This is a genomic window from Enterococcus sp. DA9 (assembly GCF_008000875.1).
GTDB classification, from domain to species: Bacteria; Bacillota; Bacilli; order Lactobacillales; family Enterococcaceae; genus Enterococcus_B; species Enterococcus_B lactis.
Window position 1 is genome coordinate 1,291,242 of sequence record NZ_CP042839.1, and the last position, 14,451, is coordinate 1,305,692.

Here is a 14,451-nt window from a genome sequence, read left to right on the forward strand (position 1 = left end):
AACTAAATGGAATTTCTCGGAGGAAGAAAAATGGAAAAAATCGAATGGCGTAAAGACAAGAGCTATAGTATGAAAAAAAGCCCGCAAATACTAGAGGTTCCTAAAAAACCATTCTTTAGCATCAGAGGGATCGGCGACCCGAATCAGGAAGACTTTAAACGAAGAGTAGCCTGTCTATATGCAGTCAGCTATGCAATACGCATGTCGCCTAAAAAAAATTGGCTGATTCCTGATTATCAGATGTATACTGTCTATCCATTGGAAGGACAATGGGGACTGCAAGAAAAGTATTTGCATGAACCAGTGATGAAAAAAGAACATTTTTCTTATCAATTGATGATCCGACAGCCTGACTTTGTTACAGAAGCGATAGCACAAGAAGCCATTCAGCGTTCTCTGAGCAAACTTCCGGAAGACTTGAGAGAACAAGTAGCATTCGGAAAGATGGAAGAAGGTCTTTGTGCCCAAATCTTACACATTGGTTCCTATGATGAAGAACCAGAATCCTTTGAGAAATTAGAAGCATTCATTGCAGAAGAAGGCTATCAAAGAACTTCTAAAGAACACAAAGAAATCTATATCAGCGATCCACGAAAATCTGCACCTGAAAAAATGAAGACGATTTTGCGTGTCAAAATAGAAAAAAGATAGCAACCTGAATAAAACCGAAAAATAAAAGTAAAAAATACCAAAATAAGAAGAAATATTACTTGTCTTTTGCTATAATCAATATTGAGAGGTGTCTAATATGAAAAAGAAACAGCGACAAGCATTGATCCGCCAAATGATTACAGAACAACCGATTGGGACACAGGAAGAGCTGCTTACACGGTTGCATGAAGCAGGTGCCGATGTGACTCAAGCTACGATTTCTCGAGACATCAGAGAAATGAAGTTAGTAAAAAGCCAAGATGAAAATAAAATAGTACGCTATACATTATTTAACCAACCATCTGTTTCTTTAAATGAAGAACGTTTGCGTACGGCAATTAGGCGTGAGGTTTTACGTATACAGTCTGTTCAATTCATGGTTATCGTATTGACTGAACGAAATGGCGCTGATGTGGTAACGAATTGGTTAGACGAAGTTGCTTATCCCGAAGTTGTTGGAACGATGGCAGGTGTAGATACATTCATTATTATTTGCCGCTCAGAAGAAGAAGCACAGCGATTTGCGGAAAAATTAGAAAAAATGAGGGAATAGATGAGGAGGACTTTTATATGGAAGATATGAAAGCGCTACAAAATGGATCGGATATTCGAGGGATTGCATTACCAGTTGAAGTTCATGAAGTCAATTTGACGACAGACAGGGTAGAAAAGATCGGCTGGGGACTAGCAAACTGGCTAAAGAAAAAGAAGAAATCAACTAATCCAACTAGAAAATGGACGATTGGGATTGGTCATGACAGTAGGATCAGCGGACCAGCACTAAAAGAGGCGTTGATCCAAAGTCTGAAAGAACAAGGGATACATGTCATTGATTTCGAATTAGCTACTACGCCAGCTATGTTTATGTCCACTCAATTTGAACAATTCTCATGCGACGCTGCGGTCATGCTGACTGCTAGCCATCTTCCCTATTATTACAACGGAATAAAATTTTTCACCTCAGAAGGAGGGGCAGAAAAAGAAGATATTGCTTATATCCTGTCACAGCAGCAAAAAATAAACAGTGAACAAGCAGGAAGTGTGGAAAAAGCAGACCTTTTGACACCTTATGCGCAAGATTTAGTCACAAAAATCAAAAAAGGGATGGGAACACAAGATGACAAACCACTAAAAGGTTGGAAAATCATCGTGGATGCTGGAAATGGTGCTGGAGGATTTTTTGCTGAAAAAGTATTGAATAGCTTAGGCGCTGATACAACAGGATCTCAATTTTTGGAACCAGATGGTCGATTTCCTAATCACATCCCCAACCCTGATAACAAAGAAGCGATGGAAAGTATCAAGCAGGCTGTTTTAGCAAATGAAGTAGATCTTGGAATCATTTTTGACACAGATGTGGATCGTTCAGCTGTGGTCAGTGCTTCTGGAACAGTCATCAATCGAAATAATTTGATCGCAGTATTAAGTACGATCGTATTAAAAGAGCATCCAGGGGCAAGGATCGTAACGAATTCGCCTACTTCTTCTCATCTACAAAAATTCATTGAAGAAAAAGGAGGTACCCAAATTCGTTATATTTCCGGCTATCGAAATGTAATCAATAAAGCATTAGAACTTAATCGTCTTGGGAAAGATACACAGCTAGCTATCGAAACAAGCGGTCACGCTGCATTCAAGGAAAATTATTTTCTGGATGATGGTGCATACGTCATCGCGAAGATCCTGATGCTTTTGCCAGAATTAAAAAGAAAAGGTATCACATTGGATGAACAAATCAAAGAGTTGAAACAGCCTGTAGAAGTACAAGAAATCCGACTAAAATTGTTCAGTGATGAACCACGCGAACAAGGAAACAAGATATTAGAAGAAATGAAGCGACTGTTGGAAGAAGAAAAAGGGATGAACTTCGACCCGGCAAATGAAGAAGGTATTCGGTATAATCTGCAAGAACCTTATGGAAGCGGTTGGTTTTTGATTCGCTTAAGCTTACATGAGCCGTTGTTAGTATTGCAGATAGAAAATGACGAGAGCGGAAAGAACCAGCTAGTGTTAGAAAAACTAGCAAACTTATTCGGACATTTTTCTGATCTTGAATCATTATCAGCAAAATAAACCAATCTTCTTGAAAGGTAGTTGCTTGGACAACAAAAAAAGTGGTAAGGTTAAACCGAGTGCTGGTAGGGTGGCCAGCAAAAGGAGGAAAAAAATGGTAACGAATATGGTTATTTTTTTAACAGTATTGGTCTATGGGGTCAACTTTCTGGTATATATGTATCTCAAAATCAATCATATAAAAGATTATTTAGAAAAGATTGCTATTTATTTTGGAACGAATATGACTCTGTTGTTCACGAGTGGCATCTTTTTGTTTTTTGGAAAAATAGTAGAAGACGGTATTCTGGTATTTGAATAAGCAGAATTTTTGTAGAAAGCGCCTTACTTGTCATACACTATAATTATAGCAAGTAGCAAATGGTCAATCGAAAGGAGCAGTACAATGAAAAAAGCATACGAAACAGCAATGATCAACCATGGCGGGCGCAATGGAGAGGTCGAGGCACCCAATGGCTCGATGCATATGAAAATCACTCCTCCGGGAATCCATGCAGAAGGAACAAATCCAGAACAATTATTTGCAGCAGGTTATGCTTCTTGTTTCAATGGGGCGGTACAACATATGATCAAAGAAGCAGGAATGACAGCAGAGTCCACAGTAAAAGCACGTGTCTCTCTTTATAATTTAGATGATGGCGGCTATCAGATCGGTGTAGTATTAGAAGTGCATATCGATGGCATCAGCGAAGAAGAAGCCCAAAAAATTGCAGAAGATGCGCATGAATTCTGCCCTTACTCCAAAGCAACTAGAGGAAATATCGATGTAGAAGTAACGATTGTTTAGAAGAATAAAGGAAATCGAACCAGACTAAAAACGTGAAAGGACCGCTTTTTGTCTGGTTTTTTTGACAAACAAAGCAGATGATTTGGAAAATAGACGATTATCGGTTATCATATTTTTGTACCAATCGGTAGGTAAAAAAGAAGCGAGGGAAAAAGGATGGAAAAATATCAAAATATTGTGATCGGTTTTGGAAAGGGCGGTAAGACTTTAGCGAAGGCGTTAGCTTCAAAAGGCGAATCGGTTTTAGTCGTTGAAAAGTCAACACGTATGTATGGCGGAACATGTATCAACATCGGCTGTATTCCTTCTAAATCATTGATTTTCAATGGAGAAAGAGGAATCGATTTTACAGAGGCTGTTGCTCGGAAAGAAAAATTGACGGGCATGCTTCGCGCCAAAAATTATCATATGATCAGCGATGAGGCGACTGGGACAGTGATGGACGGTACAGCACGTTTTCTTTCTAACCATCAAATCGAAGTGACGAATAATGGTGAAAAAGTAATTGTTGAAGGCGAACGGATTTTCATCAATACTGGTTCTGAACCAATCATTTTACCAATCAAAGGATTGAATACAAGTCGCTACTTGATTGATTCTACGCAAGCAATGGATCAGGAACAATTACCGGAAAAATTAGTGATCATTGGGGCTGGATATATTGGTCTGGAATTTGCATCAATGTTCAATGAATACGGATCTAAAGTTATCGTTCTTGATGCCCATCCTGAATTTCTTCCTCGTGAAGATGAAGACATCGCACAAATGATTTTAGAAGATTTGACGAATGCAGGGATCGAGTTCCACTTAGGTGTGACTGTCGATGAAGTAGCAGACCAAGAATCAACAGCTGCCGTTACCTTTACAGAAGATGGTCAAAAAGTAACGATTGAAGCATCTAAAGTTTTAGCAGCAACTGGCCGAAAAGCTAATACAGCTTCTCTTGGATTAGAAAATACAGATGTTAAACTGACCGATCGCGGAGCAATCGCTGTAGATGAATACCTTCGTACAGATGCGGAAAACATTTGGGCGATTGGAGACGTCAAAGGCGGACTGCAGTTCACTTATATCTCTCTAGATGATTATCGAATTATCATGGATCAGTTGAAAGGCGAGAATACACGAACAACGAATAACCGGAAAGCTGTGCCTTACAGTGTATTTATCACTCCAACTTTATCCAATGTAGGATTAACAGAAAAACAAGCCAAAGCTCAAGGCGTCAATTACAAATTATTCAAGTATATGACAAGCGGTGTTCCTAAAGCACAAGTATTAGAAGATCCTAAAGGGGTATTCAAAGTTTTAGTTGATCCTGAAACTGACTTGATTCTAGGTGCAAGTATTTATGCGGAAGATTCTCATGAAGTCATCAACTTGATTTCGCTAGCTATGAATGGAAAACTTCCTTATACGTTATTGAGAGATCAAATCTATTCTCATCCAACAATGAGTGAAGCTCTAAATGATGTATTAAAATAAATAACGAATGGAGAATTTATCATGTTCAACAACAAAAATACAGCAGTAGTTCTAACTGACCCGCAAGTCGAGTTCTTGAAACCAGCAGGCGGTGGCTTTGGTTTGACAAAAGATATCTTATAAAAATACAATACGATCGAAAATATGATTGAAATGGTGAAACAAGCAAAAGAAAAAGGATACAAACTCTTTATTTCTCCTCATAATTTTTATCCACATGACCATAAATGGCAATTTGGCGGTGCAGGAGAACATATGATGCTTGAGCAGCAGATGTTTGCTAGAAAAAGTCAATATGAACCAGTGGAAGAAGGTTCAGGAGCCGATTTTATCGAAGAATTGAAACCATATTTGGATGAAAATACGATTATCAGCTCTCCTCATAAAATCTTTGGACCAGAAAGCAACGACTTAGCGCTTCAATTGAGAAAAAATGGAATCGACACAGTAATTCTCGGAGGAATGAACGGAAACTTGTGTAGCGATTCCCATATGCGTGAATTGGTAGAGAGTGGATTCAATGTTGTGGTAGCGACAGATGCAATTGGTGCTCCTGGCCAAGAAGCAATGGATGCAGCGTTGACGAACTTTGGTTTTATTGCAGATCAAGTGATGACAACAGAGAAAGTATTAGAGCAACTATCATAAGATAGGAACTGCTTTTGTCCTCGCAGTTCTTGAATCAATGAACATCTAGCTACAAGAGAACAGTTTTATAGTGAGGGCTGTGTCAGATAATTTGGCACAGTCTTTTTTTAAACGATTAGGAAGATAAAATGATGATTTTATTGTATAATATAGGACTATGAGAGATGAAAAAGGAGAATATCATTGAAAACAAAGGAAAAGATCTTGGAAGCGACCAAAGATCTTATTTATAAAAAAGGCTATCATGAAACGTCAATCCGGGATATTCTAGCAGCTTCTGAGACGGGAAAAGGTCAATTTTATTATTACTTTTCTTCAAAAAAAGAAGTTTGTCTAGCGGTGATCCATGCGCATATGGACGTGTGGCAGACAGAATTGTTTGAAGACATCTTAAATGCTGGAAAACAGCCAGAAGAAGCACTAGAAGAAATGTTGGATTGGATTTTCGCTGATCATGAGGCACAAATCACTTATCATGGCTGTCCTGTGGGGAATTTGATTATTGAGTTGAGTACAGTGGATGAAGAATTCCGTCTATTGCTACTAGAATTAGTCAATCAATGGGTCAAGTATACGAAACAAAATATCTTGGCACTTTCTGAAGAAAAACTGTCCGATGCAGAGGCAGACCGTCAAGCCAAAGCGTTGATTGCTGAAATCCAGGGCAGTATCTTATTGTTGAAAGTCACACAAGATCTATCACTACTTAGACAGAATTTCCAATTGATCAAAGAAAGATTGTTAACTTCGCAAAAGGTTCTTTAATAATTAGAGGTTGTGACAGAAGTGGTCAGCTTCAAGAAATAAGAAGGAATTTACGAAAATTGCTTCTCAAATTTTTGTGAAATTTCGGCTTATTTTTCGAAGAAGCTACTTCTGGAACACCGTGAATCAGAGGTTGTGAAATCAGCGTTTTGACCTGAGTATTAGAGAAACAAACGGCAAAATAGTTCCTCATATTTTGCCATTTGTTGAGCTAATACCGAGGGTCAGCTGATTGAACACCGTTTACCCAGAGGTCGTGAACTTGCCGTTTCACTCTGAGTCACAAGGAGCAATTTCAAAAAACAGCTTCTCATGTTTGTTGAATATTGTGACTTGTGACCGAGGAGTTGGCATGAGAAAAACGTTTACTGGAGAGTTTGTCGCAACTTTTTTAATTCTCTATTCATTGAAAGCGTTTTGTTGGTATGAACTTCTTGTTGCAGTGTATGATAGATAAAAAGAGGGGGAGGTATTAGGATGTGTGGTCGTTATTTTTTTGATCTAGAGTCGGAGCTCCTTCAGAATTATTATCGAGAAGCCCAGAAGAAACAACCGGAACAGGCAGCAAAATTAGCAGCTGGAGAAATTTTTCCGTCAAATCTTGTTGTGACATTAAGAAAAAAGGAAGAAAACAATCTCACTCCGGAAATCATGAAGTGGGGATTTACCGGATTTAAAAAAGGACAATTGATGATCAATGCCCGGGCAGAGACAGTAGAAGAAAAAAAGACCTTTCATCAACCATTTTTGCAAAATCGTTGTGTTTTCCCAATGAGCGGCTTTTATGAGTGGAATGAAGAAAAAGACAAATTTATGTTTTCAAATAAGGAAAAAATAGTGTATATTGGCGGCTTTTATCGTAGCCATCACGATGAAAAAACGGCAGAATCAATCATAATGACTACTGAACCTAATCGCACAGTCGCACCAATCCATGACCGAATGCCTCTTGTTTTGACTGAAGAACAAATCGAACCTTGGGTAACAGATATTTCTTTTGCGCGAAAAATCATTACTCAGCAGATGCCTGAATTAGTAATGGAGAAGGTATAACAGATTCGATTTTTTAAAGAAAGATCGGCAAAAAACAAAAAAGACTTCAGCACAGATCCCAAAAACAAAGAGAACAGAAGAAATGCTCATAAGCTGCATATACTGCATCTATAGAGTCACAGTCGACCTTTCTAAGGTATAGCTTCTATTTGTTTTTTACTCGTGCTGCGAGTCTTTTTTTGTTTATACCTAACGATGTTTATCATTACGACTCTTTGAATTCTTGGAATCTAAAATTCAAACTTAACGACTGGTTGGCAGTTGTATATTCTCTGAATTTATAGATAAGAGGTTGCCATTTATCCACATTGATATGAGTTGGATCATGTAAAATCCCTTCTTCTACAAAAATAGCTACGATCTCACATTCTACAATAGCAAAGTCTTCTCTAGTTGAAATTCGTTGAACCAACGTTTCTATTTGAATCGGGCATTCTTTGATCCGAACAGTTGCAACTTCTTCACCTGCTAGTTTCGTGAATTTTCCCAATTGAAATTTGTCAGAGCAAAAGGAATAGCCAGCTTTTTGTTTATAATCGGGCATGATAGGATGGCCTGTCGTCTTTGCGATTTTCTCGATTTTTTCCCAAAGTGTTTGATCTGCAAGATTGAAGGTAACGGCATGTCCCACTTTTAAATTTGTATACCCTTTACTGTGCATGCTGATTCCAATGACAATCGTTTTGCCAAGTGTCCAAGTGGAGCTGATTGGCGTGAGGTTGTCATTACCAGTCATTTCATCCTTAGTCGTCATCAGCACGACGGGAAATCCGTAATAGAAACTTTCTTTTTCCATTTTTTTAAACATAATCCTCACCTCTGAATATAGTATACTAAGCTTATTCCTCGATGCTCATCGATGTGTGAAAGGAGAGAAAAAAATGGCTGGATTTCCTCATCTTCAGCAAACGACTAAACTCTTAGCAGATCATTCGCGACTTGAGATCCTTACTTTATTGATGGATGGAAGATTCCATACCGTGCATGAACTAGCAAAGAAAGCAAAAATAAAAGATCACACAGCATCTTATCATATAAAAAAACTTCATTCTCTTGATTGGGTGATGTCTTATAAACAGGGAAGAAATGTCTATTATCGATTATCATCTCTGGAAATCGCTGATTTGTTAGAAAATCTTATGGTAGTTAGTCCGGTTAAACCGATCAAATCATTTAATGAAAACAAAGAATATAGTGAATTAAAAGCAGGAAGATCTTGTTATCGGCATTTAGCCGGTGTGATAGGTGTAGTTTTTTTCAACTTTCTCCTTCACAACAACTATCTTGTGATGGAAAACCATCATGTGGAACTTACAGAAGAAGGCGTTTGTTATTTCAAAGACTTAGGAATAGATATTGACGCACTGAAAAAACAATCTGGAGTACTTGTGAAGCCTTGCTTAGATTGGACAGAACGAACATTTCATTTAGGAGGAAATCTCGGGAACGCGTTTTTCCGATGGTGTAAAGAGAAAGAATATAGCACATTGAATCCAGAAAACAGAGGTGTTCGCTTAATTGCTGAAGGGAATTTATTTTTCCAAAAATTTGAATCGAGCCAATAGGAAAGTCGTTTCTAATACAATAAAAAGGTTGTGACAAAAATCTTGTCGCAACCTTTTTCCTACGTATGTTTTTTATTTCTTGAATGGAGGTGTCCCATACATTTTTGGTGTTACTGGTTCTAATTTTGGTGCAGCGCCTTCGATCTTAGGTTCTTTCAACCATTGATATTCGCCTTCGCCGTCCAATGCTTTGCCGCTAGCCCAAGAACCTTCACTACTTTGGTCTCCCTCTGAGAAGTTATAGAAGTCATAAGCAATGTCTTTTCGTTCTTTGTCACGCGGGAAAGTACTTGGGACTAAGATTGAACCTTCTTTTTCTTCTAATTCTTTCACTGCACATTCCCATAGGTTTTGATGATAGCTATCTCTTGCAAGGAGAACAGACAGCATATCTTTTACGCCACGATCATCGATCATTTCGTAAATACGTGCTACTTGAAGTCTTCCTTGTGATTCGGCATTTAAATTAGCTCTAAAATCTGCTAACAAGTTGCCACTCGCAATGATATAGGCACCGCTCCATGGATTGCCCACGCTGTCAGCAGGACGAGGTCCTAAGCCAGCTACGATCGCGTGCTGTGGATTCATTCCAGAGATAATGGCACCGATTGTTGGATCTTTTTGCATCGCTGCTTCTTGATCTTCAACAGGCGCACCCTCTAATAAACGAGCAACCATTGTCGCCAACATTTCTACGTGGCCGATTTCTTCTGTTGCAATGTCCATCAGCATATCTTTATATTTTTCTTCTCCTCGGCAGCTCCAACCTTGGAATAGGTACTGCATAGCTACACTCATCTCGCCATATTGGCCTCCGATCAGCTCCTGCAGATATTTCGCGATTAATGGATTCGGACGATCTGGTTTTGCCTCAAACTGCAATTCTTTCTGGTGTCTAAACATCAAAATTCCTCCTAATCTTTTTTTAATACATTCTCATTCTGCTACGAAAGATTAAAAAATCCAAAGAAAACGCTCGCTAATTATATAAAGTGTTGGTATCATTAATAATTTTTCGATAATCACACCTTATAAATTGTTATTTTCAGAACAAAATGATATCGTTATATTAAAACCGACATCGGTTACATTAAAATTTGGAGGTAAAATATGAAAAAATTATTGTTTACAGGATTGTTGGCAAGTTCAGCATTGTTTTTATTAGGAGGATGCGGATCAAGTAATACAAGCGATGCCAGCTCAAGTGCAGCAAATTCTTCTGAAAAAACAAGTGATGGAAGAAAAAATATTGATTTCTGGTCCTTTTGGGGGTCGGGCGCACGAAAAGAAGCCATCGAAGAAATCATTGAGGATTTCAACCAATCACAAGACGAGATCCATGTAAATTATAAGTATCAGCCATGGGGGGATATTTGGACCAAATCTTTATCTGCAATAACGGCTGGAAATGCACCTGATGTTATTGTACAGGACATAAATTCCGTTGCGCAAAGAGCAGAAGCACAGCAAGCAACCAATCTCTCCGAGTATGTAGATAAAGATACTTCTAAGGATTTTTATCCCCAGCTTTGGGACACAGTAGAATATAAGGGTGATCCTTATGCCATCCCATTCAATACAGATACACAAGTCATTTTTTATAATAAAAAGTTATTTAAAGAAGCTGGGATCAGCGAACAAGATCTACCGACAACTTGGGATGAATTAGAAGAAACAGCACGTAAACTAGATAAAAAAGAAGGAAAAGAGTTTACGCGTATCGGTTTTTATCCATTATGGAATTTAGGTGCTGATGTATGGGCATTAAACGCAGACAACGGGACTAGTTGGTTTGATAAGGACGAAAAGGTCAAGATTGATACTAAAAACAAAGTGGAAGCCTTAGAATGGATTCAAGACTGGCAAGATTATTATGGAAAAAATACAATCAACAAATTAGAAGCAGAATTTGGTTCTGGTGTGTCTGATCCATTTATTTCTGGATTAGTAGCCATGCGCGCCCAAAACATTAATTATTACTCTAGCTTGATGGAAAACGCACCGGATGATTTTGATTTTGGCGTGATGCAGCTTCCAGAAAAAGAGGAAGGTTCAGGTCATTGGTCATGGGGTGGCGGATTCGTCTTGGAAGTACCATACGGAGCAAAAGATCCTGAAGCCTCTTATGAATTCATCAAATATCTTTCTTCTCCAGAAGTACAAGAAAAATTCGGCGAAAAAAGTTTTGATATCATGGCAAGTAAAACAGCCAACGAGAATTTAGTGAATAATGACAACCTAACGGACAAAGGGAAAATGATCTATCAAATGGCGGACGAAAACTTTAAAAATACGGTGATCACACCAGTTCCTTTAGATGCACCGGATTATACGACATTAGTGAATGAACAGATCGACCAGATTCTTTTAGGAACAAAATCAGCAAAAGAAGGATTGGCAGATGCACAAAAAGCAGTAGAGAACTTAGTCAAGCAAAATCAATAATCCGTTTTTGACTGTCTAGGTACAGAGGAGGCAAGAAAATTTGAAGCGTTTATCTATCCGAAAGAAAAAAGAAGCAAGATGGGCCTATTTATTTATCTCGCCTTTTATTATCGGTTTTTTAATCTTTATGCTAGGGCCTATGCTTTTTTCAGTTATTGGTAGTTTCACCGATTATAATTTGACATCCAAGATGAATTTCATTGGTCTAGCAAATTTCAAAAGAATGTTCGTTCATGATGATTTATTTTGGAAATCGTTATACAACACCGTTTATTTCGTCATCTTCAATGTACCGCTGACGACGATTTTCAGTGTGTTTTTAGCCACAGTACTCAATCAAAAAATCAAAGGAATCAGTGTATTCCGTACAGTTTTCTATTTACCGGCAGTCTTATCAGGAGTAGCAGTCTACATCTTATGGATGCAGCTGCTTTCTCCATCTGCAGGATTGATCAACACATTTCTGGGCTGGTTCCATATCCCTGGACCAGCTTGGTTGTTTGATCCACAATGGACGAAACCTGCGTTGATTTTGATGAAAATATGGAGCTCTGGAGGAGCAATGCTACTTTACTTAGCTACATTACAAAATGTTCCTAGATCTTTATATGAATCAGCAGAAATCGATGGAGCAGGCGTTTGGGGAAAGTTCAAAAGTATTACTTTGCCATTAATCACTCCTATTATTTTTTACGATGTGATCACCTCTACGATCGGTTCTTTCCAAATTTTTCAAGAAGCTTATGTCATGACGAAAAATGGAACAGGTGGACCTGCAAATTCCTTGCTTTTTTATAATCTGCATATGTGGAACAAGGCGTTCGTCGCTTTTGATATGGGATATGCGATGGCTATGTCGATGATCCTATTTCTGATCGTTTTGGTTCTGACCTTCGTCAATTTGAAGCTTGCACCTAAATGGGTCTATTATTCTGGAGGTGACGGCAAATGATGGATTATTTTAAAAAAACCAGTGTGAATCGGCAATCAAAAAAGATGCTAAGCTATGTGCTTATGACGATAATAGGAATTATTTTGCTCATTCCATTGCTTTGGATGGTATTTACTTCATTGAAACCGATGGAAGAAATCGTTCGTTATCCTCCGACCTTTTTCCCAGAAAAAATCGTATGGGAAAACTATCTGGATACGATTGCCGCATTTCCTTTTTGGCGCTATGCAAGAAATACGTTATTCATCACTGTGCTAGTAGTGATCGGTAATGTCCTTTCGAATTCTTTTATTGCTTATGGATTTGCGAAGCTTGATTTTCCTGGGAAAAAGCTGATGTTTGCTTTGGTTCTTTCTACGATGATGATCCCGGGGTTTGTAACGATGATTCCTCAATATGTATTATTCTCCAAGATCGGCTGGGTAGGTACTTATTTGCCCCTGATCGTTCCATCGTTCTTCGGCAATGCGTTCAATATATTTCTGATGCGTCAATTTTACTTATCGATCAATAATGAATTGATCGAAGCTGCTGAAATCGACGGAGCGAATCATTTGTATATTTGGAGTCATTTGATGCTTCCATTGACGAAACCTGCTTTAATCACGATTGCAATCAATTCCTTCAACGCGGCTTGGAATGATTTCTTAGGTCCTCTGTTATATATCCAAGATCAAGAAAAATACACGTTGCAGATTGGCTTGCAAGTTTTTCAGAACCAAGCGACGACACAATGGAATTATCTGATGGCAGGAGCAACACTTGTCTTGATTCCGACGATCTTGCTGTTCTTTTTTGCACAACGTTATTTCATTGAAGGAATGGATTTGACAGGAGGATCAAAAGGATGATGAATCGGTCGATTGGTAAAAGAGCCAATGATTATTTTTTAGAAATCATTGAATGGATTCCGCGTCTTATCCAGTTACAGCTACTGTGGTTCCTGTGCGTCTTGCCTGTTTTCACATTAGGAACGGCAAGTCGAACAGTTCTCTATATGATTTATTATTACAAAAAAAATGAAGAGAAAAAGCTCAGTTCATTATACTGGAAGAAGTTTCGTGAGAATCTTTCTCTTTATGGAAAGCAAGATAGTTTAGCAAGTAGTTATTTTCTTCTTTTATTCATCGATTATCGGATTTTCCATTATTTGGGTGGGAGAATTGGCTATACATTGATGTATACTACGTTGTTTTTGCTTCTATTAAGTGCTGTTCTTTTTAGTTACAAAATCTTGCTTCAACTGGAAAATCAAAAAGAAGTCTCTTGGATTGCAGCATTTTTCTTGTTTTTTAATGATTTTAAAAGTGCACTTTTCTATTTAGCAGGCACGTCGATACTTCTGATTGCATTATGGTTTGCAGGACCAGTCTACCTTGCTTTATTAGGTTTCAGCTTCTTGTTTTATTTTCAAGTCCTGCTTTTTATCCATCGTACGCAAGAAAAGGGTCTTAAAAAGGAGGAATAACATGCTGCGTTTGATTGCTAAAATCGATGATAGTATTATCAATAAGTTTGCTAAACAACGAGAAACGGACAATCGGAAAATCAATTTTTTGAAATTTATCAGTAATATCTCTAATGGCGGTTTTATTTGGCTGCTCCTTGCTACGGTTTTAGTTTTGATACCTGATACAAGAGAATATGGTCTAGCTATTCTTATAGGCAGTCTAATCTATTTTTTTGTTGGTCTACTTCTCATTAAAAAAACGACAAAACGGAAAAGACCTTATGAAAAAAATCGTCGGCTTGTCCTTTATACAAGTAAACCGAAGACTTCTTCTTTTCCTTCAGGGCATACGGCACTTGCTTTTTTATCTGTAGCAGCGTTGTTCGAGTTAAGTCGTATTGCAGGAATACTAGCTTTTCTATTTGCTTGTTTGATCGCTTATTCAAGAATTTTTTTACTTTTACATTATCCTACTGATGTTTTAGGAGGAGCTATTTTAGGAAGTGTTATCGGTATCTTGTGTGCTGCCGTTATCTGAATCAATTGCATGAATAAAGCATGAGTGCGTAAATACGCA

The 14,451-nt window shown here is 38.1% G+C and carries 16 protein-coding genes and 1 pseudogene; 15 read left to right on the top strand and 2 right to left on the bottom strand.

Translation table 11 applies throughout. The annotated features are described in order from the left end of the window. Nucleotides 1–30 precede the first annotated feature (30 nt). The 9 genes and pseudogenes from FTX43_RS07080 to FTX43_RS07120 all read left to right on the top strand — a co-directional run bounded on the left by FTX43_RS07080 (nt 31) and on the right by FTX43_RS07120 (nt 7,462). Nucleotides 31–651: a GyrI-like domain-containing protein gene (locus tag FTX43_RS07080; RefSeq protein WP_002329583.1), complete on the top strand. Its 621-nt coding sequence runs from the start codon at nt 31–33 to the stop codon at nt 649–651. A gap of 97 nt (nt 652–748) precedes the next feature. Beyond that, nucleotides 749–1,204, top strand: coding sequence for an arginine repressor (locus tag FTX43_RS07085; RefSeq protein WP_002314521.1), 456 nt, complete (start codon nt 749–751; stop codon nt 1,202–1,204). A 17-nt stretch (nt 1,205–1,221) separates the two neighbouring features. Next, nucleotides 1,222–2,724, top strand: coding sequence for a phosphomannomutase/phosphoglucomutase (locus tag FTX43_RS07090; protein ID WP_147606931.1), 1,503 nt, complete (start codon nt 1,222–1,224; stop codon nt 2,722–2,724). Between the two features lie 94 nt (nt 2,725–2,818). Beyond that, nucleotides 2,819–3,025 carry a hypothetical protein gene (locus FTX43_RS07095; protein WP_002308156.1) on the top strand — a complete coding sequence of 69 codons (207 nt, stop codon included), beginning with the start codon at nt 2,819–2,821 and terminating at the stop codon, nt 3,023–3,025. Between the two features lie 84 nt (nt 3,026–3,109). Next, nucleotides 3,110–3,511, top strand: coding sequence for an organic hydroperoxide resistance protein (locus tag FTX43_RS07100; protein WP_002286825.1), 402 nt, complete (start codon nt 3,110–3,112; stop codon nt 3,509–3,511). Nucleotides 3,512–3,667: 156 nt separating this feature from the next. Beyond that, nucleotides 3,668–4,996 carry an FAD-containing oxidoreductase gene (locus FTX43_RS07105; RefSeq protein WP_002336041.1) on the top strand — a complete coding sequence of 443 codons (1,329 nt, stop codon included), beginning with the start codon at nt 3,668–3,670 and terminating at the stop codon, nt 4,994–4,996. A gap of 21 nt (nt 4,997–5,017) precedes the next feature. Beyond that, nucleotides 5,018–5,644 (top strand): annotated as a pseudogene (locus tag FTX43_RS07110) (cysteine hydrolase). A gap of 183 nt (nt 5,645–5,827) precedes the next feature. After that, entirely contained in the window at nt 5,828–6,409 is a 582-nt protein-coding gene (locus FTX43_RS07115) for a TetR/AcrR family transcriptional regulator (protein WP_002336038.1), read from the top strand. Nucleotides 6,410–6,886: 477 nt separating this feature from the next. Continuing rightward, complete coding sequence (locus FTX43_RS07120) at nt 6,887–7,462, top strand: SOS response-associated peptidase (protein ID WP_002314527.1); 576 nt, start codon at nt 6,887–6,889, stop codon at nt 7,460–7,462. 205 nt (nt 7,463–7,667) lie between these two features. Here FTX43_RS07120 and FTX43_RS07125 read toward each other — a convergent pair whose 3' ends face one another. Then, nucleotides 7,668–8,270, bottom strand: a complete 603-nt coding sequence (locus tag FTX43_RS07125) for a flavin reductase family protein (RefSeq protein ID WP_042958579.1) — start codon at nt 8,268–8,270, stop codon at nt 7,668–7,670. Between the two features lie 73 nt (nt 8,271–8,343). Here FTX43_RS07125 and FTX43_RS07130 point away from each other — a divergent pair, with 73 nt between their 5' ends. Continuing rightward, complete coding sequence (locus FTX43_RS07130) at nt 8,344–9,027, top strand: helix-turn-helix transcriptional regulator (protein ID WP_147606933.1); 684 nt, start codon at nt 8,344–8,346, stop codon at nt 9,025–9,027. Nucleotides 9,028–9,099: 72 nt separating this feature from the next. Here FTX43_RS07130 and FTX43_RS07135 read toward each other — a convergent pair whose 3' ends face one another. Further along, nucleotides 9,100–9,930 carry a manganese catalase family protein gene (locus FTX43_RS07135; protein ID WP_002286789.1) on the bottom strand — a complete coding sequence of 277 codons (831 nt, stop codon included), beginning with the start codon at nt 9,928–9,930 and terminating at the stop codon, nt 9,100–9,102. Between the two features lie 207 nt (nt 9,931–10,137). Here FTX43_RS07135 and FTX43_RS07140 point away from each other — a divergent pair, with 207 nt between their 5' ends. The 5 genes from FTX43_RS07140 to FTX43_RS07160 are packed head-to-tail and all read left to right on the top strand — an operon-like array spanning nt 10,138 to nt 14,412. Further along, a complete protein-coding gene (locus FTX43_RS07140) occupies nt 10,138–11,472 on the top strand; it encodes an ABC transporter substrate-binding protein (RefSeq protein ID WP_002342901.1) in 1,335 nt (444 codons plus the stop codon). Nucleotides 11,473–11,512: 40 nt separating this feature from the next. Further along, nucleotides 11,513–12,424 (top strand): carbohydrate ABC transporter permease, encoded by a 912-nt coding sequence (locus FTX43_RS07145; protein WP_002291248.1) that lies wholly within the window; start codon nt 11,513–11,515, stop codon nt 12,422–12,424. Next, on the top strand, nt 12,421–13,275 hold the full coding sequence (locus FTX43_RS07150) for a carbohydrate ABC transporter permease (RefSeq protein ID WP_002329578.1): 855 nt from the start codon (nt 12,421–12,423) through the stop codon (nt 13,273–13,275). Before FTX43_RS07145 ends, FTX43_RS07150 begins: the two co-directional genes overlap by 4 nt. Further along, nucleotides 13,272–13,892, top strand: a complete 621-nt coding sequence (locus FTX43_RS07155; RefSeq protein WP_002291244.1) for a YesL family protein — start codon at nt 13,272–13,274, stop codon at nt 13,890–13,892. Before FTX43_RS07150 ends, FTX43_RS07155 begins: the two co-directional genes overlap by 4 nt. 1 nt (nt 13,893) lies before the next feature. Continuing rightward, nucleotides 13,894–14,412 (top strand): phosphatase PAP2 family protein, encoded by a 519-nt coding sequence (locus FTX43_RS07160; protein ID WP_002291243.1) that lies wholly within the window; start codon nt 13,894–13,896, stop codon nt 14,410–14,412. Nucleotides 14,413–14,451: the final 39 nt, after the last annotated feature.

What these genes read in the sequence shown, in the direction of transcription:
- FTX43_RS07080 (WP_002329583.1), top strand. Translation starts at nt 31, where the DNA reads ATGGAAAAAATCGAATGGCGTAAAGACAAGAGCTATAGTATGAAAAAA.
- FTX43_RS07085 (WP_002314521.1), top strand. Translation starts at nt 749, where the DNA reads ATGAAAAAGAAACAGCGACAAGCATTGATCCGCCAAATGATTACAGAA.
- FTX43_RS07090 (WP_147606931.1), top strand. Translation starts at nt 1,222, where the DNA reads ATGGAAGATATGAAAGCGCTACAAAATGGATCGGATATTCGAGGGATT.
- FTX43_RS07095 (WP_002308156.1), top strand. Translation starts at nt 2,819, where the DNA reads ATGGTAACGAATATGGTTATTTTTTTAACAGTATTGGTCTATGGGGTC.
- FTX43_RS07100 (WP_002286825.1), top strand. Translation starts at nt 3,110, where the DNA reads ATGAAAAAAGCATACGAAACAGCAATGATCAACCATGGCGGGCGCAAT.
- FTX43_RS07105 (WP_002336041.1), top strand. Translation starts at nt 3,668, where the DNA reads ATGGAAAAATATCAAAATATTGTGATCGGTTTTGGAAAGGGCGGTAAG.
- FTX43_RS07120 (WP_002314527.1), top strand. Translation starts at nt 6,887, where the DNA reads ATGTGTGGTCGTTATTTTTTTGATCTAGAGTCGGAGCTCCTTCAGAAT.
- FTX43_RS07125 (WP_042958579.1), bottom strand. Translation starts at nt 8,270, where the DNA reads ATGTTTAAAAAAATGGAAAAAGAAAGTTTCTATTACGGATTTCCCGTC.
- FTX43_RS07130 (WP_147606933.1), top strand. Translation starts at nt 8,344, where the DNA reads ATGGCTGGATTTCCTCATCTTCAGCAAACGACTAAACTCTTAGCAGAT.
- FTX43_RS07135 (WP_002286789.1), bottom strand. Translation starts at nt 9,930, where the DNA reads ATGTTTAGACACCAGAAAGAATTGCAGTTTGAGGCAAAACCAGATCGT.
- FTX43_RS07140 (WP_002342901.1), top strand. Translation starts at nt 10,138, where the DNA reads ATGAAAAAATTATTGTTTACAGGATTGTTGGCAAGTTCAGCATTGTTT.
- FTX43_RS07150 (WP_002329578.1), top strand. Translation starts at nt 12,421, where the DNA reads ATGATGGATTATTTTAAAAAAACCAGTGTGAATCGGCAATCAAAAAAG.
- FTX43_RS07155 (WP_002291244.1), top strand. Translation starts at nt 13,272, where the DNA reads ATGATGAATCGGTCGATTGGTAAAAGAGCCAATGATTATTTTTTAGAA.
- FTX43_RS07160 (WP_002291243.1), top strand. Translation starts at nt 13,894, where the DNA reads ATGCTGCGTTTGATTGCTAAAATCGATGATAGTATTATCAATAAGTTT.